Origin of the sequence: Nocardiopsis salina YIM 90010 (assembly GCF_000341025.1) — a bacterium.
Lineage (GTDB): Bacteria > Actinomycetota > Actinomycetes > Streptosporangiales > Streptosporangiaceae > Nocardiopsis > Nocardiopsis salina.
Genome location: NZ_ANBF01000179.1, coordinates 1 through 23,593, shown reverse-complemented (window position 1 = coordinate 23,593; position 23,593 = coordinate 1). Strand labels below are relative to the sequence as shown.

At 70.2% G+C, this 23,593-nt stretch carries 23 protein-coding genes and 1 tRNA gene; 11 read left to right on the top strand and 13 right to left on the bottom strand.

Annotation, left to right across the window (positions count from 1 at the left end):
* From D474_RS0120390 to D474_RS0120350, 9 genes are all read right to left on the bottom strand, one after another.
* On the bottom strand, window positions 1–753 hold a 753-nt coding region (locus D474_RS0120390; RefSeq protein ID WP_017615356.1), incomplete at its 3' end, for a DUF2398 family protein.
* Window positions 750–1,808 (bottom strand): DUF2397 family protein, encoded by a 1,059-nt coding sequence (locus D474_RS0120385; RefSeq protein ID WP_017615355.1) that lies wholly within the window; start codon window positions 1,806–1,808, stop codon window positions 750–752. The genes D474_RS0120390 and D474_RS0120385, both read right to left, overlap by 4 nt.
* A 180-nt stretch (window positions 1,809–1,988) precedes the next feature.
* Window positions 1,989–2,636 (bottom strand): hypothetical protein, encoded by a 648-nt coding sequence (locus tag D474_RS29465; RefSeq protein WP_017615354.1) that lies wholly within the window; start codon window positions 2,634–2,636, stop codon window positions 1,989–1,991.
* Window positions 2,637–2,782: 146 nt separating this feature from the next.
* On the bottom strand, window positions 2,783–3,037 hold the full coding sequence (locus D474_RS0120375; protein ID WP_017615353.1) for a hypothetical protein: 255 nt from the start codon (window positions 3,035–3,037) through the stop codon (window positions 2,783–2,785).
* Between the two features lie 10 nt (window positions 3,038–3,047).
* Window positions 3,048–3,275 carry a hypothetical protein gene (locus D474_RS0120370; protein ID WP_017615352.1) on the bottom strand — a complete coding sequence of 76 codons (228 nt, stop codon included), beginning with the start codon at window positions 3,273–3,275 and terminating at the stop codon, window positions 3,048–3,050.
* A gap of 276 nt (window positions 3,276–3,551) precedes the next feature.
* Window positions 3,552–3,812, bottom strand: a complete 261-nt coding sequence (locus D474_RS0120365) for a hypothetical protein (RefSeq protein ID WP_017615351.1) — start codon at window positions 3,810–3,812, stop codon at window positions 3,552–3,554.
* Window positions 3,813–3,865: 53 nt separating this feature from the next.
* Window positions 3,866–4,111: a hypothetical protein gene (locus D474_RS0120360; protein WP_017615350.1), complete on the bottom strand. Its 246-nt coding sequence runs from the start codon at window positions 4,109–4,111 to the stop codon at window positions 3,866–3,868.
* 563 nt (window positions 4,112–4,674) lie between these two features.
* Window positions 4,675–6,825, bottom strand: a complete 2,151-nt coding sequence (betT, locus tag D474_RS0120355) for a choline BCCT transporter BetT (protein WP_017615349.1) — start codon at window positions 6,823–6,825, stop codon at window positions 4,675–4,677.
* A 391-nt stretch (window positions 6,826–7,216) separates the two neighbouring features.
* A tRNA-Tyr gene (locus D474_RS0120350) sits at window positions 7,217–7,298 on the bottom strand.
* Between the two features lie 239 nt (window positions 7,299–7,537).
* Between D474_RS0120350 and D474_RS0120345 the strand changes: the two genes are divergently transcribed.
* On the top strand, window positions 7,538–8,035 hold the full coding sequence (locus tag D474_RS0120345) for a YajQ family cyclic di-GMP-binding protein (protein WP_017615348.1): 498 nt from the start codon (window positions 7,538–7,540) through the stop codon (window positions 8,033–8,035).
* 116 nt (window positions 8,036–8,151) lie between these two features.
* Here D474_RS0120345 and D474_RS0120340 read toward each other — a convergent pair whose 3' ends face one another.
* Window positions 8,152–9,015 carry a M48 family metalloprotease gene (locus D474_RS0120340; protein ID WP_017615347.1) on the bottom strand — a complete coding sequence of 288 codons (864 nt, stop codon included), beginning with the start codon at window positions 9,013–9,015 and terminating at the stop codon, window positions 8,152–8,154.
* Between the two features lie 507 nt (window positions 9,016–9,522).
* Between D474_RS0120340 and D474_RS0120335 the strand changes: the two genes are divergently transcribed.
* The 6 genes from D474_RS0120335 (at window position 9,523) to D474_RS0120310 (ending at window position 14,745) form a co-directional block, all read left to right on the top strand.
* Window positions 9,523–11,376: a 2-oxoacid:acceptor oxidoreductase subunit alpha gene (locus D474_RS0120335; RefSeq protein WP_017615346.1), complete on the top strand. Its 1,854-nt coding sequence runs from the start codon at window positions 9,523–9,525 to the stop codon at window positions 11,374–11,376.
* Entirely contained in the window at window positions 11,366–12,436 is a 1,071-nt protein-coding gene (locus tag D474_RS0120330) for a 2-oxoacid:ferredoxin oxidoreductase subunit beta (protein ID WP_017615345.1), read from the top strand. The genes D474_RS0120335 and D474_RS0120330 overlap by 11 nt, the downstream gene beginning before the upstream one ends.
* 160 nt (window positions 12,437–12,596) lie before the next feature.
* Window positions 12,597–13,268 carry an SDR family oxidoreductase gene (locus D474_RS0120325; RefSeq protein WP_017615344.1) on the top strand — a complete coding sequence of 224 codons (672 nt, stop codon included), beginning with the start codon at window positions 12,597–12,599 and terminating at the stop codon, window positions 13,266–13,268.
* 176 nt (window positions 13,269–13,444) lie between these two features.
* Entirely contained in the window at window positions 13,445–13,948 is a 504-nt protein-coding gene (locus D474_RS0120320; RefSeq protein ID WP_017615343.1) for a hypothetical protein, read from the top strand.
* A gap of 295 nt (window positions 13,949–14,243) precedes the next feature.
* On the top strand, window positions 14,244–14,456 hold the full coding sequence (locus D474_RS0120315) for an outer-membrane immunogenic protein (protein ID WP_017615342.1): 213 nt from the start codon (window positions 14,244–14,246) through the stop codon (window positions 14,454–14,456).
* 79 nt (window positions 14,457–14,535) lie between these two features.
* A complete protein-coding gene (locus D474_RS0120310) occupies window positions 14,536–14,745 on the top strand; it encodes a hypothetical protein (protein WP_017615341.1) in 210 nt (69 codons plus the stop codon).
* A gap of 88 nt (window positions 14,746–14,833) precedes the next feature.
* Here D474_RS0120310 and D474_RS0120305 read toward each other — a convergent pair whose 3' ends face one another.
* Complete coding sequence (locus tag D474_RS0120305; RefSeq protein WP_017615340.1) at window positions 14,834–15,376, bottom strand: GNAT family N-acetyltransferase; 543 nt, start codon at window positions 15,374–15,376, stop codon at window positions 14,834–14,836.
* A 443-nt stretch (window positions 15,377–15,819) separates the two neighbouring features.
* Between D474_RS0120305 and sigJ the strand changes: the two genes are divergently transcribed.
* The 3 genes from sigJ (at window position 15,820) to D474_RS29460 (ending at window position 18,983) form a co-directional block, all read left to right on the top strand.
* On the top strand, window positions 15,820–16,713 hold the full coding sequence (gene sigJ / locus D474_RS0120300) for an RNA polymerase sigma factor SigJ (RefSeq protein ID WP_017615339.1): 894 nt from the start codon (window positions 15,820–15,822) through the stop codon (window positions 16,711–16,713).
* Between the two features lie 51 nt (window positions 16,714–16,764).
* Window positions 16,765–17,922 (top strand): phytoene desaturase family protein, encoded by a 1,158-nt coding sequence (locus D474_RS0120295; RefSeq protein WP_017615338.1) that lies wholly within the window; start codon window positions 16,765–16,767, stop codon window positions 17,920–17,922.
* Between the two features lie 296 nt (window positions 17,923–18,218).
* Entirely contained in the window at window positions 18,219–18,983 is a 765-nt protein-coding gene (locus D474_RS29460; protein ID WP_017615337.1) for a potassium channel family protein, read from the top strand.
* Window positions 18,984–19,226: 243 nt separating this feature from the next.
* Here the strand turns inward: D474_RS29460 and D474_RS0120280 are convergent, their stop codons facing one another.
* Together D474_RS0120280 and D474_RS0120275 are read right to left on the bottom strand one after the other, a co-directional pair.
* Complete coding sequence (locus D474_RS0120280; RefSeq protein WP_026118658.1) at window positions 19,227–19,910, bottom strand: response regulator; 684 nt, start codon at window positions 19,908–19,910, stop codon at window positions 19,227–19,229.
* Window positions 19,911–19,921: 11 nt separating this feature from the next.
* Window positions 19,922–21,640, bottom strand: a complete 1,719-nt coding sequence (locus D474_RS0120275; protein WP_017615335.1) for an ATP-binding protein — start codon at window positions 21,638–21,640, stop codon at window positions 19,922–19,924.
* Between the two features lie 322 nt (window positions 21,641–21,962).
* Between D474_RS0120275 and D474_RS0120270 the strand changes: the two genes are divergently transcribed.
* Window positions 21,963–23,432, top strand: coding sequence for a DUF6177 family protein (locus tag D474_RS0120270; RefSeq protein WP_017615334.1), 1,470 nt, complete (start codon window positions 21,963–21,965; stop codon window positions 23,430–23,432).
* Window positions 23,433–23,593 lie beyond the last annotated feature (161 nt).

The window sequence follows — 23,593 nt, the reverse complement described above, 5'->3', positions numbered from 1 at the left end:
GCCCCGCCACTGATGGGCGGCGAGACGGTCGCGCTGGCGGTCGGGAAGGTCCGCGCGGAACACGGCGGCGTCCTCGGCGAGCATGCGGCGCAGCGCGGTCTCACCGGCCTGGTCACCGTCGGGGTCGCTCTCGTCGGCCTCGGCCAGGAAGGCCTCGGGGCCCTCACCGGGGCGCGGCAGGTGCGCGGCCACGGAGCGGACCGCCTGGGTGTGGGGACGCAGGACCACCTCGTCGGACGGGTCGGCCACGTGGGCCGCGACGGTCCCGGAGAGTTCGGAGACGGCGCCGAGCCCCACCAGGTGGCGCAAAGCGGCCCCGAAGGCGCGGCGTTCGCCCGCGCCGCGTGCTGGATCGGCGTCCACACCGGCCTCACGGGCAGCCTCACGCACCGCGGCTGCGAGGTCCTGCACGCTCGTGTCCCCGTGCGGCTCGACCAGGACGGCCAGGAGGAGCGCGAGGTGGGTGTGCGTGCGCGGGGTGAACCGGGCGCCGCCCGACCGGCGGAACGGTTCGGGCACGCGCGCTCCTGCCCCGCGCTTGTACAGGCGGGCGTGGTCGTCGGCGACGGTGAGCCGGTACCCGAGCACCCGCTGGAAACGCTGGATCAGCCATTCGGCGTGGACGCGCACGAGGGCGAGGTCTGCGGGGTCGGTGCGCTCGGTGAGCAGGGGTCGGGACATCAGGGCGCGCGCTGCGGCCTGTCGCTCACCGATGAGGGCGGAGTCCTCGATGTAGGGGTCCATGCTCGTCATCCCCGTTCCTGGCCGCGGGGCCGGTGTGTGGAGATCTCGATGGGACCGGTGGTCTCGCCGTCCGGGTCCGGTCCGGGGAGGCTACCGGTGACCGGGGGGCGCTCGACAGGGGCGGCCGGGTCCTCGTCGGAGGGGTTGCCGGCGGGCGCGGCGTCAGGGGTCGGGGCCTCGCCGCCGGGGGCGGACCCGGGGGTGGTCCCGACCGGTGCGGCAGCAGGGCCGGGGCCCACGGGAGGTGATTCGGGTCCGGGGTCCGGAGTGGGCGCGGGATCCGGTTCAGGCTCGGGATCCTGCCCCTCGGCGGTGTCGGTGTCCGTCCCCTCGGCAGGTCCATCGGCCCCGTCGGCTTCCTCGGCGGATCCCTGGGCCTCTTCGGCGGGGGTTTCGGACGGCTCGAGCTCCGGCAGCGCTCCGGGGTCGGTCTGTCCGTACGGGGTCGCGTACAGGCGCAGGTCTTGCAGGGCCAGGTCGCCGCCCTCCCCGGAGACCGTCACCGACGCACCCGGGGACGGCAACACGTGCAGGCGCAGTCCGAACTCGAGGTCACCGGCGTGGGTGGCGCGCCCGCTCGCGTCGCCGGCGGCCAGCGCCGCGGTCAACAGTTCGGTGAGTACCTCCATGCCCGCGCCGGAGAGGTCCAGCTGTGCGTCCCGCCCGGTGGGTTCGGTGAACAGGGAACGGAGCTGCTCCGCCCCGGTGCGGCGCCAGTGCGCGGAGGACTCGGCGGCGTCTCGCAAGCGGGCCTGCTGGGCTCGGTGGTCCCGGACCGGTTCGGGGCGGCGGTTTCCGGGGCGTTCCACAACGGTGGAGAGGTCGGGGTCGGCCTGCCACCAGCTGGTGGTCGCTGCGACAGTTCCGTCCACACGTCCGTGCATGTGACGGGCGGGATCGAGCGCGTACACGGCCGAGGCGAGCGCGTCGGAACGCTCGGGCCCGGCCTCCTCGAACCACGCGGCCAGGCGCAGCAGCGCCGCACGGCCGTGTCGGGGCGCCGGCGTGCTGCCGGGGCCCGGTACGTCGTCGGCGGGGTTGTCCGTCCACTGGTTGATGCCCACCTTCAGCAGACTAGAGACCCCGCGCACTCACCACGCCCGTTTCAGCCGGTCCGGGGGCGGGCGGGGAGCCCCGATCACCGCTGTTGAGCAGGCGTTTCGTGTTTTTTGGAAGATTGGAGGTTTCCGGATCCGGGCAACGAGGCCAAGGTCACGTCCGACCGGGGCTGCGCGGGTCGGAGGTCAGTTGTCTTCACCGTCGTCGTTGTCGCCGTTGCCGTTGCCGTTGCCGTTGCCGTTGCCGTCTTCATCGTCGCCCGGGCTGTCGTCGTCCGGATCGTCGTCCTGGTCCTCGGTGTCGTCCTCGTCGGGGGCGGGTTCGGGCTCCTCCCCGTCGGCGCCGCCCTCCCCCGGGACGGTCAGGCGCCCGGCGTCCGCGGCCTCCATGCCCTGGCGGATGTCCTCGGGCATGTCCCCGGTGTCGACGACCTCGTAGGTGGAGAAGTACGAGACCCCGTCGACCTCGACCGGATCGTGCAGCTCGACGTCGACGTCGTAGGGGTCCTCGTCGCAGTCGAGGTTCAGGCACCAGGTCCCGGCGATGTTCCCGCTGCCCCGCGCGATCTCGTCCGACCACTCGTCCCACGACATGTCCGTGAAGCTCGTGAACTCCGTCGCGACGTAGGTCTCCGGGCGCTCGTCCGGGTAGCCCTCCTCGTCCTGGTAACGGTTGAGGACCATCGTGCCCTGCTCGGGCTCCTCGTCGGTGGGGCTCGGGGCGGGGCCCTCGCCCGGTTGCCACCCGGTGGGGTCGAGCGAGCCGTCGTCCTCGTCGGCGCAGGCGCTCAGAACCAGGGTCGCCAGCAGTACCGGAGCCATCGTGCGCTTCATCGCCGCCTCCCTCGCGTGATTGCGCCCATCATGCCCACGAGCAGCACGAAGGCCCCCCGGCACACGCCGGGGGGCCTCCCAACTGCTCTTGAGGGTCACGCCGGGGGCGAACCCCGGAAGGTGAGGGCGGCGCCCTCGCTCAGGTCCTAGTCGACGTTGGTGTGGACCGGACCGTTGACGCAGTCACCCGTCGTCTGCGGCGACAGCACCGGCACGTTCGCACCGACCAGGCCGACCGCCAGGTCCGTGTTGCACAGCTGGACCGGGACGAGCTGCACGTTCTGGTTGAACTGCTGGTCCCCACCGTGCGACCCGTGCGATGCGGACGCGGGCGTGGCGGCCAGCATCGCCCCGAGGGCGACACCGGCGATCGCGCCGGCCGCGGTGATCTTGCGCAGCATGCAGGATCTCCTAGTCGATGTTGGTGCTGACCGGGCCGTTGGTGCAGTCGCCGGTGCTGTCGGGCGACAGGATCGGCGCGTTGACGCCGGCCAGCAGGCCCACGGCCGCGTCGGTGTTGCACAGCTGGACCGGGNCCCCCCCCCCCCCGCCGTACCCGGCGGAGGCGGGGGTGGCGGCGAGCATGGCACCGAGGGCGACACCGGCGATGGCACCGGCGGCAGTGATCTTGCGCAGCATGGCGTTCTCTCCTGATCTGGAAAGTGTGTGGAAGGGGCCCGTGAACCCCGGAAACCTCGTCCGGACACACGGATCCCCGGAAGGTCATTCGGGGTGTTGCACCGACGCACCGGGGAGGTGGTCCGCCTCCCCGGTGCCGAGCCGGTCACGGGTGCGCCGTGGCCGGCCGACTGCGTCGGTCGGTGCGGGAGCGACTGCCGGTGCCGTTCCGGGGACGGTTGTGCACCGGCGGGTGGAGCGGCCGCGCTCGCGAGGGCGCGGGCCTGTACCCGGCTCCTAGTCGATGTTGGTGCTCACCGGGCCGTTGGTGCAGTCGCCGGTGCTGTCGGGCGACAGGATCGGCACGTTCACGCCGACCGCGCCGACGGCGGCGTCGAGGTTGCAGGACTGGACCGGAACGGCCTGCAGGTTCTGGTTGTACTGCTGGTCGCCACCGTGCGACCCGCCGCCGTACCCGGCGGAGGCGGGGGTGGCGGCGAGGACAGCACCGAGAGCGGCGCCAGCGACGAGACCGGCAACGCCGAACTTACGCAGCATTTGATGACCTTTCAAAATTATGTGTCGAGTTCTTCTGTGGCTTGTTGCCGGAACTAGTTGATGTTGGTACCGACGGGGCCGTTCACGCAGTCGCCGGTGGTCTGCGGCGACAGGACAGGCGCGGTGACGGCGACCAGGCCGACACTGGCGTCCAGGTTGCAGGACTGGACGGGCACGAGCTGCAGGTTCTGGTTGAACTGCTGGTCGCCTCCGTGCGAGGCGTGAGCCGGGGCTCCCATGAGGAGCGCGCCCAACGCGGCACCGGCGACCAGGCCAGCAGCGGCCGTCTTCTTGATCATGAATCCCCCGATAATAGGAACGGGTTCCGACAGAAAAAGACTCAGGCGCTCTTGCACCTGTGTCGCGGTGGACTGAAGCAATCATTGAACGGTCCCCGGTTTTTGTCAACGCCGAAACCCGGAAGCCGGTTTGTGCGTTTCGCCTTTCCTGCCCTTTTCGAGCGGCGGGCGAATGCATTCATCGGGACTCAATCACCGCGTGCGTGTGAAAGGCCGCGAATCCGGACACGGGGCCACACGGCCGCCCGTAACGGCACCGCCCCGTTACCGACACGAGACGCATGCGTGTCGAAACCGCTACCGTCCGTATTCCTTCACGCCGTGTGACCATCATCGAAACCCCTGCTGTGCAGAAGCGGGCCAGGGATCACCGGATGCACGTGGAGCACGGAGCGACCGACGAGCACCCGATACTCACGACCGTCGCACACAGCGTTAACGGAGCAGTGCCCACCTCACTCGAAATCCGGTTCGTTCCTGCTCCGTGAGCGCACGAATCCCCGGAACCNGGCCCGCCGAGTCTGCACGGCGGGCCGCCCCAGGAGCTGGTGCGTCAGCGCTCCTCAGTCTTCTTCAGGAGGCCGGTCGGCCTCGGATCCGCCCTCGGACGCCCCCGGACTGACGGAAGCTTCCCGGCTCAGACGCAGGAACTCCAGGTGGCGCTCGTACTCGTCGAGGATGTTGCTGATGAGCTGTTCCTTGGTGTAACCCATCACGTCGTATCCCTGCCTGCTCCCGCCGAGCGAGACCTCGAAGCGCACATAGGTGTCGTTCCACGAGAGCGACCGCATGGCGAAGCTCGGCGTGGGCCTCACCACGGGGCCGATCTCGTAGACGAAGTCCTCCGAGCCCTCCATCGAGACCTTCAGGTCCATCTGCGAGATCCCCGTGCCGTCATCGGCCCACTCTTCGCTCGAGGCCTCCAGCCCCTGCTCACGCAGTTCTGCGGTGACCTCATCGAGCGCAGGACGGCACACCTCGCGTGCGAACCGGGCCGCCGACCGGTGGTTGGGGAAGTTCACCGTTCTCTTGAGCCGCTGCCGCCAGGTGCTCCGCGCGTCCCGGCTCTCCACAGCGCTCCGGTCCGACAGGAACGGGGTCAGGGTGGTCCGGAACGCGTCCTGCCGGAAGCCTTCGACCCGTAGCGCCTTGTACAGGCTCCAGATGATCAACAGCATCACGAACGAGAACGGCAACCCCATGATGATGGTCGCGTTGGACAAGGCGTCCACCCCGCCGACGATGAGCATGGCGATCGTGAGCACGGAGATCGCCACTGACCAGAAGATGCGCAGCCATGGCGCGGCATCGGTGGTCGGCGTGGGCAGCCGCGAGCTGAGGTTGGCCATCACCAGCGCACCGGAGTCCGCCGAGGTGACATAGAGCAGCAGCCCGACGAAGGTCGCCAGCCCGGCGCTGAACATCAGACCGGGGTACTCGCTGAGCAGGGTGTAGAAGCCCTGCTCCGGGGTGTTCATGGCGATCAGGCCGAATTCGGTATTACCCGCGCGCACAGTGTTCAGCGCACTGTTACCGAAGATCGACAGGAACGTCAGCGTGTACAGCAGCGGGATCACCAGCGTCGCCGCGACGAACTGCCGGATGGTACGGCCGCGCGAGATCCTGGCGAGGAAGAGCCCGACGAACGGTGCCCACGCGACCCACCAGGCCCAGAAGAACAGCGTCCATTCGTTGAGCCATTCGGTCGGCTGGTCATAGGCGAAGGTGTTCAGCGTCATCGCCGGGAACCGGCTGAGATAGTCGCCGATGTTGAGTACGAGCCCGTTGAGCAGATCAGCGGGGTTGTCCAGGATCAAGATGTACAACATCAGGATCACGGCGAAGATGAGGTTGAGCTCGGACAGACGCCTGATGCCCTTGTCGACGCCCGCCACAGCCGAGACCGTGACCATGAGGACGGCGACCACGACCAACCCGATCTGCGCTGCCAGCCCCTCCGGAACACCGAAGAGGAAGTTCAGACCGAAATTGAGTTGTACAACGCCGATACCCAGCGACACGGAGATACCGAAGATGGTCCCGACGATGGCAGCGAGGTCGACGGCGTCGCCGAGCCGTCCGTGGATGCGCTTGCCGATGAGCGGGTACAGGGCCGACCGGATGGCCAGGGGCAGGCGCTTGCGGAAGGCGAAGTAACCCAACGCCATTCCCATCAGCGCATACATCGCCCAACCGGTGATACCGTAATGGAGCAGTGTCCACACCACACTCTGCCGGGCCGCTTCGACGGTTTCCGGGTCGCCCTCGGGTGGGGCCAGGTAGTGGCTGACCGGGCCGGAGACCGAGAAGAACATCAGGTCGATGCCGATACCCGCGGCGAACAGCATGGTCGCCCACGCGAACAAGCTGTAGTCGGGCGTGGAGTGCTGAGGGCCGAGTTTGATCCCGCCGTACCTGGACGCAGCGATGTAGACCACGAACACCAGGTAGATCGTGGTGACGAGGAAGTAGTACCAACCGAGGTTCTCGGTGATCCAACCCACCACCACCCCGATGGTGTTCTCCGCACCCGCCGGCGTGATGATCGCCCAGATGGAGATCGCAAGGATCAGCACGGCCGAGCCGAAGAAGACCACCGGCTTGAGGCGGCTCTTCTGGGTTTCGGCCCCGGCTTCGTCCTTCGGCGCCTTCAGCGGTACCTCGGCGTCGGGCTCCCGCGGCCCCTGATCGTCCTGCCCATCATTGGTGGACACCGGTCTCCCCTTCCGTCAGTACGGTGCCGATGGTCCTGCCGGCACCAGTGACAAAGCGTGGTCTGCAGGACAGCCGTGACGAGCTCCTCCGAGGAGCCTCACCACTGAGACTTCGACGTCTCCGCTCTCGCGCACCGGGCTACGCCGTGTCCTGGACCTGGGGGGAGAGCTGCACGGCGCCCGGCAGTTCACAACTTCCTACTTCACATTTGCACGCGCCGTTCGGCAAATCCACCCCATGAAGACACACCCGTGGCGGTCATCACAGGTCGGCCCCCGGTCGCCGGGAGTGCCCGCAGCTGCCTCGAGGGCAGCCGCTGCCCCTGCTCCCCCGGAACAAAAAACCCCGGTGACCAGAGTTCGCACTGGTCACCGGGGCTTCTTCCCAGTGTGGCGGGTCAAGGATTCGAACCTTGGAAGGCAAAGCCGACGGATTTACAGTCCGCTCCCATTGGCCACTCGGGCAACCCGCCTGGGTTGCGGCGACGGAGTCCGTCGCGGCGCATGAACGACAATAGCGGATCATCGGCCCGAGGGTGAAATCGAAAGCTGCGGCGCGTCCGCGAGCGGTCGCGGCGGGCGCCCCGGAGAGGGTGGGGGCTAAGCTCGGGTGCCGTGTGTGCGGGCCGTACGGCGGTCCGCCGCGAATCCGACCACACGGGCGCCCACGTGCGCCCGCGACCGATGAGAGAACGAGCGGGGTGTAGCGAGCGTGGCCGCCGAATCCAGTTTCGACGTCGTGTCCAAGATCGACCACCAGGAGGTCGACAACGCCGTGAACCAGGCGGCCAAGGAGCTGTCCCAGCGGTTCGACTTCCGCGGGACCGGAAGCACCGTCGGCCGCCAGGGCGAGAACGGCCTGGAGATCCGCAGCAGCTCCGAGGAGCGCGCCAACGCCGCGCTCGAGGTGCTCAAGGAGAAGCTGATCAAGCGGAAGCTGTCCCTGAAGATCCTGGACCTGCCCGACGAGCCCAAGCCCTCCGGCAAGGAGTACCGCCTCCAGATCGGGCTCAAGGAGGGCATCTCCACCGAGGACGCCAAGAAGATCTCCAAGTACATCCGCGACGAGGGCCCCAAGGGCGTCAAGGCGCAGGTGCAGGGGGACGAGCTCCGGGTGAGCTCCAAGAAGAAGGACGACCTGCAGACCGTGCAGAACCTGGTCAAGGAGAAGGACTTCGACCTGGCGCTGCAGTTCGTGAACTACCGCTAGGGCAAGGCCCCTCGGTACAGCGGACGGGTCCGCGGATCACGCAGATCCGCGGACCCGTCCGTGTGTCGGAGGACTCGGCCGAAGGGTCTGCGGTCCGTTCCGATCGGCCGCTCGGGTCACTGGCCCAGGTCCCACTTGCCGCGCAGGGCCCGCAGGCGCTCCACCCGCTCGTGCACCGGCGGGTGGGCGGCGAACAAGCACCCCAGCCCGTCCGGGAACGGGTTCGTGGTCATCAGGTGCGCCGCTGCGAGCAGGACCCGGCCCTGGGGCAGCGGGAAATCCCGTGAGCCCTTCTCCAGGCGCAGCAGGGCGTCGGCGAGGGCCTCGGGGTCCCCGGTGAGCTCCGCGGCCTTCTCATCGGCTCTGAACTCGCGCCGGCGCCCCACACCGAAGTACACGACCACCGCAACGAGTGGTGCCAGCACCGCCAGCATCAACCCGCTGAGGAGGTTGGGCACGTCGGTCTCCTCCGACTCCCCCAGCGGCAGCAGCAGAGCCACCGACGTAAGCGCCGTGATCGTCGCCGTGAGGGTGGCCGCCACGGAACTGATGAGGGTGTCGTGGGCCCGGATGTGCGCGAGTTCGTGTGCGATGACCCCGCGCAGTTGCCGTTCGTCGAGGGAACGCAGGAGCCCGGTCGTGCAACACAGGGCGGCACGGCGTGGGCTCCCCCCGGTGGCGAAGGCGTTGGGCGACCTGATCGGCGACAGGTACAGCCTGGGCATGGGCTGGCGGGCGGCCGTGGCCAGCTCCCGCACGATCCGGTACAGCTCCGGCCGTTCGATCTCCCCGACGGGGTGGGCCCGCATCGCACGCAGGGCGAGGGACTCCCCGAACAGGTAGACGAGGACTCCCATGCACACCACGAGGGCACTCGCGAACTGCAGGCCCTGGGCCCCCGCGGCGAACCATCCGACGGACACGGCGCACACGCCGGCACCGACGAACAGGCCCACAGCACGGACCACGTTGACGTGCACGGCGTCCCCTCCTGTCGCTCATGGCACCGCGGCCGGTCTTGCTCGCGTACATGGTGACAAACGTGCGGGTCGGCACCTTGCGTTCCCCATGTGGCCCGAGGTCGGTCACATCCTCATTTCACCGCTCACCGGACCCCGGCCCTCCGCTCCGGGGCCGCGGCCTGTGACAATGGACACCGAGCCGCCATGAACGGCGGCTCAACGCCTATAGTGCGATCGTGGCCCTCATCACTGTGAGCACCAGGCGACCGGCGCGAAACGTCGCTCCGGTGCCCACACGGCTGTGTCGTTGAAGGCTGGCCCCTTCACGACCCGGCCGAGGCGGTAACCCCCGCCACACCGCGCTTGACCGGGTTGGCGCACCCGGTGGGTGCGGGGGCCACGAACGCTGTCCCCTTGTCCCCGACCACGACTCCCGGCCCGCGACGGAGCGGTCGGCCGGGGACTGACACCCGAGCGCCGCCGCCCGTCACGACCGGCGGCTCACCAAGGAGGTCGTCGATCTCAGTGGCCAAACAGATCGAACAGTTGGACCGTGTCATCATCCGCTTCGCGGGTGACTCCGGCGACGGTATGCAGTTGACCGGGGACCGGTTCACCCAGGAGACCGCATCGTTCGGCAACGACCTGTCGACCCTGCCGAACTTCCCGGCGGAGATCCGCGCCCCTGCGGGCACCCTTCCCGGCGTCTCCAGCTTCCAGCTGCATTTCGCAGACCACGACATCATGACGCCGGGTGACGCCCCGGACGTCCTGGTTGCGATGAACCCCGCCGCCCTCAAGGTCAACATCGGCGATGTGCCGAGGGGCGCCACCGTGATCGTCAACACCGACGAATTCACGCGGCGCAGTCTGGCCAAGGTGGGTTACGAGGCGGACCCGACCACGGACGGGACCCTCGACGCGTTCAAGGTGAGCGCGGTCCCTCTGACATCGATGACCGTGGAGGCGCTGTCCTCGTGTGACATCTCCAAGAAGGACGCCCAGCGCGCGAAGAACATGTTCGCGCTGGGACTGCTGTCGTGGATGTACAACCGGCCGACCGAGGGCACGACCTCCTTCCTGAAGTCGAAGTTCGCCGGGAAGCCCGACATCCTGGACGCCAACCTCAAGGCGTTCCAGGCCGGTTGGAACTTCGGTGAGACCACCGAGGACTTCGCGGTCTCCTACGAGATCAAGCCGGCGCGGCTGCCCTCGGGCACCTACCGCAACATCACCGGCAACTTGGCGACGGCCTACGGGCTCATCGCCGGGTCGACACGGTCCGGGCTGCCGTTGTTCCTGGGCTCCTACCCGATCACCCCGGCCTCGGACGTCCTGCACGAACTGTCCAAGCACAAGCGGTTCGGTGTGCGCACGTTCCAGGCCGAGGACGAGATCGCCGGTGTGGGAGCGGCCCTGGGCGCGTCCTTCGGCGGATCCCTGGGCGTGACGACCACCTCCGGTCCCGGGATGGTGCTCAAGCAGGAGACGCTGGGCCTGGCGGTGATGACCGAGCTGCCGCTGCTCATCGTCGACGTGCAGCGTGCCGGGCCGAGCACCGGCATGCCGACCAAGACCGAGCAGACCGACCTGCTCATGGCCATGTTCGGCCGCAACGGCGAGTCGCCCGTGCCGGTGGTGGCGCCGCAGTCGCCCGCCGACTGCTTCGACGCCGCCCTGGAGGCCACCCGGATCGCCGTGACCTACCGCACGCCGGTGGTGCTGCTCTCCGACGGGTACCTGGCCAACGGCTCCGAGCCCTGGCGACTGCCGGACGTGGAAGAGCTGCCCGTCATCGAGCCCGGGTTCGCGACCGAGCCCAACGGCGATGAGGGGGGTTTCCTGCCCTACAAGCGCGACAGCGAGACCCTGGCGCGCCCGTGGGCGATCCCGGGCACCGCAGGGCTGGAGCACCGGCTCGGCGGGATCGAGAAGCACTCCGAGACCGGGGACATCTCCTACACCCCCGCCAACCACGACCTCATGGTGCGCACGCGCCAGGGCAAGGTCGACGCGATCGCGCGCAGCATCGCCCCCCTGGAGGTCGACGACCCCTCGGGCGAGGCGAGCGTGCTCGTGCTCGGCTGGGGCGGCACCTACGGGGCGATCACCGCGGGTGTGCGTCGCGCGCGGCGTGCCGGGCTGAAGGTGGCCCAGGCCCACCTGCGGCACCTCAACCCGTTCCCGGAGAACCTGGGCGAGGTACTCAAGAGCTATGACCGGGTCGTGGTCCCCGAGATCAACCTGGGCCAGCTCTCGATGCTGCTGCGGTCCCGGTTCCTGGTCGATGTCATCGGTTACAACAAGGTCCGCGGCCTGCCCTTCAAGGCGGAGGAACTGGCGGACGTGCTGCGGGAGGTCGTCGAGCGTGACCAGTGAGAACCTGAACGGGAGCGGCGAGGGCAGCCTGGCCGGACTGAAGCTCGTTCCCACCACGGACACCCAGTACAAGATGAAGGACTTCAAGTCCGACCAGGACGTGCGCTGGTGCCCCGGCTGCGGGGACTACGCGGTCCTGGCGGCGTTCCAGTCCTTCCTGCCGCAGCTGGGGGTACCGCGCGAGAACATCGTGATGGTCTCGGGCATCGGCTGCTCCTCGCGTTTCCCCTACTACCTGAGCACCTACGGCATGCACTCGATCCACGGGCGTGCGCCCGCGATCGCGACGGGGCTGGCGACCAGCCGCCCCGACCTGTCGGTGTGGGTGGTCACCGGTGACGGCGACGGGCTGTCGATCGGCGGCAACCACCTCATCCACGCGCTGCGCCGCAACGTCAACATAAACGTGCTGCTGTTCAACAACCGCATCTACGGCCTGACCAAGGGCCAGTACTCGCCCACGTCGGAGGCGGGCAAGGTCACCAAGTCCTCGCCGGTGGGTTCGTTGGACGCCCCGTTCAACCCGGTGTCTCTGGCGTTGGGCGCGGAGGCCTCGTTCGTGGCACGCACGGTCGACTCGGACCGCAAGCACCTGACGTCGGTGCTGCGGGAGGCCGCCGACCATCCCGGTGCCTCGTTCGTCGAGATCTACCAGAACTGCCCGATCTTCAACGACGACGCGTTCGAGCCGCTCAAGGACCCGGCGGCGCGTGAGACCCGGCTGCTGCGCATGGAGCACGGTGAACCGCTCATGCTCGGCGAGGACCGCGGTGTGTTCGCCGGGGGCTTCGGGGGCCTGGAGGTCTCCGAGGTCACCGACGCCAACCGCGACCGGGTCATCACACACGATGCGCACCGGGACGACCCGGGGTACGCGTTCGCGCTGTCGCGGCTGGACCTGCCGGCCTTCGAGCACGTCCCGGTGGGTGTGTTCCGCAAGGTGCGGCGTCCGGTCTACGACGAGCTGGTGAACGAGCAGGTCGCCGACTCGCGTGCCGAGCGCGGGGACGGCGAGCTGGCGTCGCTGCTGTCGAGCGGGGACACCTGGACCGTGGACTGATCTGAACGCGGTCGTCCGGCGGGCGGGGCAGTGCGTCCCGTCCGCCGTTCGCGTTCCCGGGCCCGGTGAGAGGCCGGGGACCGTGCCGCGCGGGAGCCGTGTGCGGTGCCACCCCGGGGCGGGACGGGCACAGCGGCCCCGCAGGCAATACGCTGCCCCCATGCGTATCGTCATCGCCGGGGGACACGGCAAGATCGCCCTGCGTCTGGCCAAGCAGTTGGCCGACCGCGGGGACCAGCCGGTCGCCCTCATCCGCAATCCAGACCATGCCGGCGACGTCGAGGAGGCCGGTGCCGAGGCCGTCCTCATCGACCTGGAGCAGGCCACCGTCACCGAACTGTCCGAGAAACTCATGAACGCCGATGCCGTGGTGTTCGCGGCCGGGGCGGGCCCGGGCAGCGGGGCCGAGCGCAAGGAGACCGTGGACCACAAAGCCGCGGTGCTGTGTGCCGACGCCGCCTCGCTCGCGGGGGCGCGACGTTTCGTGCAGATCTCCGCGATCGGTGTCGACGACCCGCTTCCGGAGGGAACCGAGCCGGTCTGGGCCGCCTACGTCGAGGCAAAGCGCGCCGCCGACGCCGACCTGCGCGAACGCCACCTCGAGCTGGACTGGACGATCCTGCGTCCGGGCCGCCTGACCGACGAGCCCGGCACCGGCGTGGTCGACCTGGGCGAGGGCGTGGCCCGTGACTCGGTCTCCCGTGAGGACGTGGCCTCGGCGGTCGTGGCGCTCCTGCACGAACCGGGGACGGCCGGCAAGGTCCTCAACCTGGTGAACGGTGCGACGCCGGTCGACGAGGCCGTCCGCGAGCAGGCCGGCGGCTCCAACTAGCCGCTTTGGGCATCGGGTTCCATCCTGGGCGTTCCCGGACTTTCTGTGGCCAGACGGCCCGGCCGGGGGCATCATGGGTGGAGCCCGGCGCCCTCACCCCCCGTTGGAGGCGGCGACCGGGCTTTCGGCCCGACGGGGACGTCGCGCTCCTCACCAGAGCAGATGGGTAGTTTTCAATGAGCGTCACACAGGTCGTGCGGGACAGTACGGTCGTCGAGCACGCCAAGGTCGCGGCGCAGCAGAAGCGTCGGATGTTCGTCGTCGAGCTCGACGCCAACGCCTACGACGAGGCGGGGAGCAAGCTGCGTCCGGGGCTGACCCGCATCCTGGAGGGGATCGAGGAGGCCGGCTGGAGGCTGGACATCGTCTCCCCCAGTGAGAAGCAGGACGACGCCTCCCGCCTGTTCCTCTTCCGGCCCGACACCACGTCCGGGGCCGGCCAGGAGCAGCAGGCCCAGCAGCAGGCGCCGCAGGACGCCTCGGGCCAGCAGCCCGCCTACCCGCATTACCCCACCGGCGCACAGCAGCAGTACGACCCCTACGCCGGGTACCCGCAGCAGGGGTACGGGCAGCAGTACGCGCCGCAGTACCCGGGCTACGACCCGAACCAGTACCCCGGTTACGGGCAGCAGCCGGGTTACGGACAGCAGTACCCCGGATACGGCCAGCAGGGCTGGTGATCCGACGCCTTCGGGCCCTTCCGCGCGGCGGAGGGGCCCTTTTTCATGCCTGGAACACGCACGACGCCCGTTTCCGATGCATTCGTTCCAGGCGCCATCGGGACACCCTTTCGTTTGTGTAACACCGAGCCACCGTTACACCTCGACATGTCCGCCATAACGGACGCAGAGCCGAGAAATGGCCGAGGAAACTCAGTGTTCTTCCGGGAAAACACTCCAAGCAGGCGGCCAACTACGCTAAGTTATTTCCGGCGGCTACAGCCACCCTGTTTTGAACTTCCGAAAGGCAAGACGCATGTCCCGTATCGCCAAGGTTTCCGGCTTCGTCCTGGCCACCGGCCTCGCCTTCGGTGCCTTCTCCGGCACCGCCGCGGCCGACAACAACGCCGACGTCCAGAACATCACCGTCCCGGTGTGCCTGGACGTCCTCGCGGCGTCCGGCGCGAGCTCCGAGGGCTGCAACGTCGTGGACATCAACGACACCGACGGCATCTCCGTCCACGACTAAGACCCGAGCCGCACAGACCTCGGGGCCGTGCGCCCCGTAGGACCCCGTAACTCATCCTGCAACCGAAAAGGACAGCACCATGAAGCGCATCATCACCGCCTCCGGCTTCGTTCTCGCCACCGGCCTCGCCCTGGGCGCCATGGCCGGCCCCGCGTCCGCCGACAACAACGCCGACATCCAGAACATCACCGTTCCGGTGTGCGCCGACGTCCTCAGCTTCTCCGGCTTCAGCATGGAGGGCTGCAACGTGGTCGACGTCGACGACACCGACGGCATCACCGCCAAGTAGAGACTTCGTCCTGCCTGTGCGCAGGATCTGTGCGGGAGCGACACGGGGCGCGGGCCGGGGCCGCGCCCCGTTCTCGTGTCCGGGGACGTCACCCTGCGCGGCACGGACCGTCCGGCACACCCTCCACAGGGTCGTCGGCCAGGCGTGCGTGCGCCCCGGTGTCGTACCGGTGGCCGCCGTAGCGGAGCTTGGCGCGCTCGATCCCCTCCGGCCGGAACCCCGCGCGCCGAGCGGCCACGCACGAGCCGGGGTTGTCGAGGCGGTGGCCCAGCTCGAGGCGGAACAGACCGAGCCGGGTGAAGGCGAACTCGCTGATCAGGAGTGCGGCCGCGGTCGCTGCCCCGCGCCCGCGCGCAGCGTGGTGGGTCCAGTAGGACACCCACCCCCAGCCGTGACGAGGACTGGTCACCGCGACCTGGACGTGACCGAGCGGATCGTCCGCGTCGCCGCCGACGACGGCGAATCCGTGCACGTCGCGCTCGCGCACGAGTTCGGCCCGGTGGGCGATCCACTCGAGAGCCTGACCCGGGGTCCCGGGGACGCGGGGTTCCTGGCGGGAGAGCTCCGGGTCGGTGAAGGCGTCCAGGAGCCGGTCGGCGTCGTCCGGTGTCCACTCACGCAGTCGGTGCAAGCCCGTCTCTCCCCCGTCGTCCCGGCAGCGGGTTCCAGTGTGCACCGGCGCAAGACGGGCCCGTGAAACCGGCCGGTGACCAGGGGGCGGCGCTCGATACTGCGGAGATGCGCCTCGTCGACGGCCAGTACCGCGACGTCACCCAGATCCACGGCGAGGGCGCCTTCGAACGGAGGTGCCGTTCCCCGTGCGCTTGGTCCCGCAGTGGTTGGTGGCGTCCGGCCCCTGGCGCGAGCACATAGGGGGGCCCGGCCGGAGCCGACTGACCGCTACACCGGCCCGGGCTGGTCCGCGTGGATGTGAGGGTGCAGCATGTCACTCATGAACGTCCGGTCCGGGTACGTACCGAGCGCCGGGCATCCGGCCGACGGGCCCAGGCACCACGAGCTCGGCGGCTGACCGAGCCCGACCGACCCATTCCACACCTCGCACGGGGTACCGGCATGACGACGCAGACCTTCGAAGCACACCGCCCCCTGCTGACGGGGGTCGCGTATCGGGTGCTCGGCGACCACTCCGAGGCCGAGGACGTGGTCCAGGAGACCTGGATGCGCTGGGACACCGTCGACCACACCTCCGTCGACGACCCCCGCGCCTACCTCGTGACGACCGCGTCCCGCCTGGCGCTCGACCGCGCCCGCAGCGCCCGTGCCCGCCGGGAGTCCTACGTCGGCGAGTGGCTGCCCGAGCCCGCGGCGCCCGAGGAGAACGCCGAGCAGCGGGCAGAGACAGCCGACTCCGTGGAGTTCGCGCTGCTCGTGGTGCTCCAGACACTGAGCCCGTTGGAACGTGCGGTGTTCGTGCTGCGCGAGGCGTTCGCGTTCCCCTACACGCAGGTCGCCGAGGTCGTCGGGCGCAGCGAGTCCACCACCCGCCAGCTCGCGCGGCGCGCACGCGAGCACGTGCGCGAGCAGAGACCCCGGTTCACAGCCGACCGGGCCGAGCACCGGCGCATCACCGAACGGTTCCTGACCGCGAGCCTCGAGGGCGACCTGGAGGGGCTCACGGAACTGCTGACCGAGGACGCCGTGTTCGTCGCCGACAGCGGCGGCCGCACGAAGGCGCCCCTGCACGCGCTGCAAGGGCAGGACAAGGTCGCGCGCTTCCTCATCGGGATCGCAGGCCGCGCGGACCGGTTCCTGGAGTCCGCGGGCCTGCCCGCCGGCACCCCGTTCGGCCTCGCCCCGACCGACTCCGGAGGCACCCCCGCGGTGGTCATGCACGCCGCCGGGCGCGCGTTGATGCTGGTCATCACGGAGATCGAGGACGGCCGCGTCCGCCGGGTCCTCATGGTCTCCAACCCGGACAAGCTCAGCCGGGTGCCCTTGCCCGAGTGATCCGTTCCGGGCCGATGTCACGGATCGCACCCCCGATCCCGTCACCCCTGTATGGACATCGACATCGTGGGTGGCGGCCTCGCAGGACTCACCGCGGCCGTCGCCGGCGCCGAACGAGGCGCGAACGTGACTCTGTACGAATCCCACGAGACCCTGGGCGGCCGGGCCAGGTCGAGCGCCCCGCCCCACATCGCCAACGAGGGCCCGCACGTGCTCTACGCCGGCCGACCGATGCGCTGGCTGGAGGAGCGCGGTCTCCTGCCTCCCGTGCGACGCATGCCGACAGCCGCGTTGGCCGGGGCCCGGGCACGGTACGGGGGCCGAATCGCCGTCCCGCCGATGGGGATGCTGTGGGCGGCCGCGCGGCGCGGTCTTCGGGCCCCGGTCGACGAGGACTTCGGTTCCTGGGCCACCGGGAAGTTCGGTGCCGAGACGGCACAGGCGCTGGGCAAGGCCGGCGGGGTCGCCCTCATGGACCATGACCCGGGGCGGTTGTCCGCGGCCTTCGTGTGGGACCGGTTCCAGCGCGCGACGGCCCCGGGGCCGCCCCCGGTGTTCTACGTGCTCGGCGGTTGGACCAACCTGGTCGAGCACATGGCGCGGCGGGCCCGGGCCATGGGGGTACGCATCGAGACCGGTGCACGGGTGTCGGAGCTGCCCGCAGGCCCACCCGGAACCCCGGTGGTCGTGGCGACCTCGCTGGCCTCCGCACGTTCCCTGCTCGGTGACGAGTCCCTGGCGTGGGAGAGCGGGCACACGTTCCTGCTCGACCTGGGCCTGCGCAGCACCGGCCGGGAACCGTCGGTCGTCTTCGACCTCGACGAGGGCGGTTTCGTCGAGCGCTACACCGGCATCGACCCGACACTGGCGCCCCGCGGCGAGGAGCTGGTGCAGGCGCAGATGCCGGTCAGGCCCGGGGAGCGGCGCGCGGAGGTGGTCGAGCGCCTCGAGGGGTTCCTCGACACCGCGCTCCCGGGGTGGCGCGACCGGGTGACGTGGCGCCGCGATCAGGAGGCGTGGGGCCGGTCCGGCGCCCTGGACCTGCCCGGGACCACGTGGCGTGACCGCCCTGCCGTGGACCGCGGCAGGGGCGTGTACCTGGCCGGGGACTCCGTGGCGGCGCCGGGGCTGTTGGGCGAGGTCTCGATCACCAGCGCGGTCGCCGCGGCCAACGCAGCGGTCTCGCACGCGTCCGTGCTGACCGCATGACGCGCCGGGGCGCTGTCAGCGGTGGGCCGCCGACAGCGCCCCGAGTGTGATCGCAGTGACCGCGATCCCCCGTCCACCACCACGGGAGCCGGTTCATACCGCGGGGCGAGCCCGGTCCCGCACGGCGCTGGTTGCGCGGGATGGAACCGCGGCCGGGCGAGAGGTTCGCACGGCAGCCGCTGAAAAAAGCGCAACTCACGCCCGTGCCTCACGCGTTCGCGCGCGTTGCCGGTCTAGCCTCGCGGCGGCCGGTGGCGTTTCGAGGGCCCCGGCCGAAGGAGCCGGAGGGGGCGGGAATGCGTGGTGGACCGGGGCTGTCACGGTCCCTGGCCGAGTTCTTGGCGGCCGCGGTGCTGCTGCACTTCGCGTACCCGCTGACCCTGCACGGGCAGGCGGCTGAGCTGCTCTACACGCTGCTGTATCCGGTTGTGGTCCTGCTGGGTGTGCGTGTGGTGCGCCCTCCGGGACGGCGCCTGCTCCCCGTGGCCGTGCTCTCGGTGGTGTTCCTGTTCTTCGGGTTCTGGTCGGCGCTCACGCCCGACCAACCCCTGGTCCGCCTCGGTCTGTTCGCCGCCATCGTGCTGTTCCAGGGCTATGTGATCCTGCAGCTGCTGGTGTTCGTGTTCAGGTACGGCAAGCAGCACCGGCAGCCGCACGGACCACAGCTGATCATGGCCGCGATCTGCGCCTACCTGCTGCTGGGCGGTGTGTTCGCGGCGCTGTTCGGGATCATCGAGACCCTGTCGCCGGGCGCGTTCGAGAACTCCCTCGCGCCGCACCGTCCGGTGGGCTGGCAGGACCTCACGTATCTGAGCTTCGTCACCCTGGTCACTCTGGGATACGGGGACATCGTGCCGGTCACGCCGTGGGCGCGGTCGCTGGCCACGGGGGAGGCGGTGGCCGGAACCCTGTTCCTGACCACGGTCATCGCCCGCATCGTGGGCGCCCACGTCTCCCCCGGAGGACCGAGCCCGTCGGGACCAGACCTCTCGGGCCCTGAACCCACGGGACCGGACCCGGCCGGCTCTCCCGAAGCACCCGGGCAACCCGGCCGCGCGTGAGCGTCAGGCCTGCGCGGCCCGGTCCACGAAGTCGCGGAGTTCGGCCTTCGGCGCGGGAGGGTGGGGTCGATCAGGAGTCGGGTTCGGGGCGGTCGCGGAGGTTGCCGGAGACGATGTCGAAGAGCCGGTCGGCGTGCTCCTCGGGCGCGGTCACCGGGACGTTCGCAACCGGTCCCGTGCCTGGCCCCGGTTGACCTCGCCCCGTCGAGCTCCTGCTCGGCGCGGCTCACCAGTCCCCTCCGGTCAGGGCACCCAGCGGTACAGGTGCTCCGGCCGCCCGGCGCTTCCGTACCGCAGCCGCAGCCCAGCGCGCCCGTCCGCGCACAAGTGTTCCAGATACCGGCGGGCGGTCACCCGTGAGACGCCGGCGCGGTCAGCGACATCCGAGGCCGAGACCTCACCGTCAGCGGCACGCAGCACCCCGGCGACGAGTTCCGCCGTTGCCTTGGTCAACCCCTTGGGCAGTGATCCTGCCGCGGGCGGGCGCAACAGGCCGAACAACCGGTCCACGTCCTGCTGGGTGGCCTCGCCCTCCGCGGACATCCGGTCCCGCGCGACCGCGTACCGCTCCAACTGGTCCCGCAGCGCGCTGAGCGGAAAGGGCTTGAGCAGGTAGTGCACCGCTCCCCCGTGGAGAGCCGAGCGCACCTGGGCGATGTCGCGAACGGCCGTGATCATCAGGAAGTCCGTCCGGTGACCGGGGTCCTCTTCGGCCGACCGCAGCGCTCGCACCACCGACAACCCGGACGCGTCGGGCAGATGGAGGTCCAGGAGCACCAGATCGGGACGGTGACCGCGGATCTGGGTGAGCGCCTCGGCCGCGCTGTGGGCCACCCCGACCACGGTGAACGTCGGCAGGGTCTCCACGAGCTCCTGGTGGTTGCGGGCCACCCGCACGTCGTCGTCGACGACCAGCACACGGATCAAGGAAGCACGGCTCACGGGACCACCGCAGCAGCGGTCATGGGCAGGCACGCGGTGAACACCGCACCCTCCTCCGTGTCCGGGGCCTCCATCTCCACGCTTCCGCCCCTGTTCTCGCACACCTGTTTCACCAGCGCCAATCCCAGGCCCCGTGTTCCCCCGTCCCGGGACGCCTTGGTGGTGAACCCGAACCGGAAGATCTCCTCGGCGACGTCGTCGGGAACGCCCTGACCGGAGTCGGTCACCCGGATCTCCAGCAAATCGTGGCCGAGACCGGTCCCGGACTCGGGGTGCAGGCGTACGAGGAGCTCCACCCAGTTCTCCGGGTCACCGGCCGGATCTGCGTCCGGGGGATCAGCTGCACCGCGTTTCTGCGCACCGGCCCTGACGGCGTCGAGCGCGTTGTCGACCAGGTTGCCGAGCACGAGCAGGGCGTCCGTCCGCTCCTCCGCCCCCAACGGCCCGGGCACATGGGTCAGAGGCGACAGCTGCAGCTCGACCCCCTGTTCGGAGGCCTGCGCGGACTTGGCCAGGGCGAGCGCGGCCAGGGTTGGATCGTGCACGTGCTCGGACACTCCGGTGCCGACCCGGGTGTGCGAGGCGGTCAGGTCGGCCAGATAGTCCCGCGCCTCCCCGTGCGCACCGAGGTCCAGAAGTCCGGCGACGGTGTGCACCCGGTTGGCGAACTCGTGGGTCTGTGAGCGCAGCCCGCGGGTCACCGTGCGGGCCCCGTCGAGTTCCCCTGTGAGCCGGTCGAGCTCCGTGCGGTCGCGCAGAGTCACCACGGCGCCTGCGTCGTGACCGCGGATTCGCACCGGCATGCGGTTGGCGACCAGGATGCGCCCTCCCACGAGCAGGATCCGGTCCTCGCCCGGGTCGGCACCGGTGACCACGTCCCGCACACGTTCCGAGAGCTCCAGGTCGTCCAGGTGGAAGCCCTCCGCGTGCTCGGGCAACCCCAGCAGCTCGCGCACGGGCGGGTTGGCGAGTACGACCCGGCCGTCGCCGTCGACACCGAGCACCCCCTCCCGGACGGCGTAGAGCAGGGCCTCGCGCCCTTCCAACAGCGCCGTGATCTGCGCCGGTTCCAGACCGTGTGTCTTGGTGCGCACCTGCCGTGAGAGCGCCCACGCCCCGACCACGCCCAGGCCCAGGACCACGGCGGTCGTGCCCAGGATCGCGGGCACGGCGGCGCGCGCCTCGGTGGTCGCGTCGTCGTCGAGGATGCCCAGCGAGACGTAGCCGACGACCTCCCCCTCGGCGTCCCCCGCGTGCAGCGACCCTCCCTCGGCGAAGACGGGGATCTTGGCGCGCACCGTGCGCCCCTGGGTCCCGTCCTCCACCCCGGTCCACTCCTGCCCCTCGGCGGCCGGTCCGGGCGGGGTCGAGACCTGCTGCCCGATGAGGTCCTTGTCCGGGTGCGTGTGCCGGGTGCCGTCTGGTGACGCGATGACCAGGAAGTCCGCGCCCGCGGAGTCGGCGATGCGGTCGGCCAGCGGGTCGAGCTCCGCCGACGGTGCGGGTTGCTGCAGGCCTTCCACGACCTCGGGCAGAACGGCGACCGACCGGGCCACGGTCAGCACGCGTTCGGCGTACTGGCGGTCGGTCTCCCGGTCGAAGTGGACCGCCCACAGGGTGCCCACCGCGGCCAGTGCCACGACCAGGAGCAGGACGTAACCGATGAACAGGGCACCGGTGAGCGAGAGGCGGCCACGATCGGTGAACGCGGTCATTCGGTCTCCAGGGGGCGGGGCCGGTTCGGTGGACGCGGTCCGTCGAACCTCCGCCGATCAGGACATCCGCCCAGTTCGTGGCGGTACACGAACAATACGACCAATATGACTCCAGGTTCGACAACTGTGCCATCTGAGTGTGCGCCCGCCCACACTAGGGTGTGTGCCTCCTTGCCGTTGCCGATGTCGGCGGCCGTGCAGGGCGACTTCGCATTCGGGCTCGGCCTCGTGGCACCCCCTGCCGCGGGCGGCCCCCGGATCTCCGCCCCGGGGGCCGCCCGCATACGCTGACCGCGCCCTTGACCTCGCCCCCGGAGGATCGTTGAGTTACGACACGGTCGCGCTGGTCGCTCACGAGCCGGACCTCGAAACGGTGACCGGCGTCCTGGAGCAGACCGCCTCTGACCTGTGGGTGTCCCCGCACACCGACACCGCGCTGCTCGAGCTGCGTGACGACGACCGTGCGCTCCTGGCCACGGTCGAGCCCGGTCTGGCGATGGCCTCCCGGCAGGAGATCGGGCGCCTCCTGGGGCAGGACACACAGGACTCCGCGCCGGACCCGTGCTGGTGGGTGGAGACACGGGCGCGCCCCGACGACGCCGGTCGCCGGGTCGCCGACGATTTCGCGCAGGTACTGGTGGACCGCCTGGGCGGCACCGTGTGGACCTCGGGGCCGGCCGATGGCGACTTCCGCCCGGAGCCCGGGACCGACGGCGGCGCGGAAGCGTGGGCCGCAGCCGAGGCCGACAAGGGACACCCCGCGGCCGACCGGATCACCGACAGCGCCGTGCTCGTGACACAGGACCGCACCGTCGTCCCGTGGTCCTCCTGGCTCGCCGCCCCCGCCGTCAACGCCGGCCGCGACCGGATGCTGCAACTGCGCACGCCGCGTTCCTCACGGCTCACCCTTTCGGCGTGGACGGCCGTCACCAGCGCACACGGGATGTGGGTGGTGCAGGACGGCGAGGGCGGCCACTTCGACGGCATGACCGGACTCCCGCTGACGTGGGACGGTCGGCACGGGTTCGTCCGGCACCTGCCCGACCCGCCGAGGAAACGACGCAGGAAGCCGGTCGGCCAGGTACCGGAGGGGCCCGTACCCGCGTTCCTCGACGAGCCGCCCACGGGCACACACCTGGAGGTCCGGCTCTCGGTCGTGCACCCCGCGGACGAAGAACCCCGTATCGGGCACGGTGCGGAGATCCTCGCCGAGTGCCTGTCGGGGCCGCCGCCCGCCGCGTGGGACGTCCACGAACCGCTCACCCGGCCGTGGGACCCCACCCGCATGCTCAACTCGGCCCGGCACCGCGCCCCGGAACGGTTGCTGCTGCACTTCGCCGGCCCGTGGGAACAGGGCCACCCCTACGTCGGGCGCATCGGTCTGACATGGAGCGACGACGTGCTCACCGAGGAGGTGACCGTGGTCGTCGGGCTCGAACCGGTAGCGGAGGGGCAGTCCCTCTCCCGCCTGGCGGAGACGGTGGAGACCTTGGGCGAGAGGGACCTCTTGGACACCCTGTGGGCGCGCCGTTTCGTCGGCCGACCGGACACCACCCACGTGCCGGTCTGGCGCGGTCTGGGTTCTCCCCTGGGGATCGCCGTCGGTCCTCGGCGTGTGGAGAGCGTGGGGCTCGAGGCGACGGAGAGCGGGCCGCTGCCCGGGACCCCGTTCGGCCCGCCGGAGCACCGGTCGGTCTGGTACCCGGCACTCGGCGACGTCGACGATCCCCGGCGTGCGATGAGGTCCCTGCGCGCGCAGTGGCGGCACCTGGCGGAGCAGGCAGAGCGGTAGCGGGCGGGGCATTCGGTCCGGGCTGCGGTGAATTCTCGGTGAACCGTGCACGCCCCGTCGCTGGTCAGCACACACCCGGTTCCGGACGCACCGGGGCAACACAGAACGAACGCCGCACTCGGTGAACTTTCTGCCCACAGGTGCCGTCTTCCCCCACGGAG

What these genes read in the sequence shown, in the direction of transcription:
- D474_RS29465 (WP_017615354.1), bottom strand. Translation starts at nt 2,636, where the DNA reads ATGAAGCGCACGATGGCTCCGGTACTGCTGGCGACCCTGGTTCTGAGC.
- D474_RS0120375 (WP_017615353.1), bottom strand. Translation starts at nt 3,037, where the DNA reads ATGCTGCGCAAGATCACCGCGGCCGGCGCGATCGCCGGTGTCGCCCTC.
- D474_RS0120365 (WP_017615351.1), bottom strand. Translation starts at nt 3,812, where the DNA reads ATGCTGCGTAAGTTCGGCGTTGCCGGTCTCGTCGCTGGCGCCGCTCTC.
- D474_RS0120360 (WP_017615350.1), bottom strand. Translation starts at nt 4,111, where the DNA reads ATGATCAAGAAGACGGCCGCTGCTGGCCTGGTCGCCGGTGCCGCGTTG.
- D474_RS0120325 (WP_017615344.1), top strand. Translation starts at nt 12,597, where the DNA reads ATGCGTATCGTCATCGCCGGGGGACACGGCAAGATCGCCCTGCGTCTG.
- D474_RS0120320 (WP_017615343.1), top strand. Translation starts at nt 13,445, where the DNA reads ATGAGCGTCACACAGGTCGTGCGGGACAGTACGGTCGTCGAGCACGCC.
- D474_RS0120315 (WP_017615342.1), top strand. Translation starts at nt 14,244, where the DNA reads ATGTCCCGTATCGCCAAGGTTTCCGGCTTCGTCCTGGCCACCGGCCTC.
- D474_RS0120310 (WP_017615341.1), top strand. Translation starts at nt 14,536, where the DNA reads ATGAAGCGCATCATCACCGCCTCCGGCTTCGTTCTCGCCACCGGCCTC.
- sigJ (WP_017615339.1), top strand. Translation starts at nt 15,820, where the DNA reads ATGACGACGCAGACCTTCGAAGCACACCGCCCCCTGCTGACGGGGGTC.
- D474_RS0120295 (WP_017615338.1), top strand. Translation starts at nt 16,765, where the DNA reads ATGGACATCGACATCGTGGGTGGCGGCCTCGCAGGACTCACCGCGGCC.
- D474_RS29460 (WP_017615337.1), top strand. Translation starts at nt 18,219, where the DNA reads ATGCGTGGTGGACCGGGGCTGTCACGGTCCCTGGCCGAGTTCTTGGCG.
- D474_RS0120275 (WP_017615335.1), bottom strand. Translation starts at nt 21,640, where the DNA reads ATGACCGCGTTCACCGATCGTGGCCGCCTCTCGCTCACCGGTGCCCTG.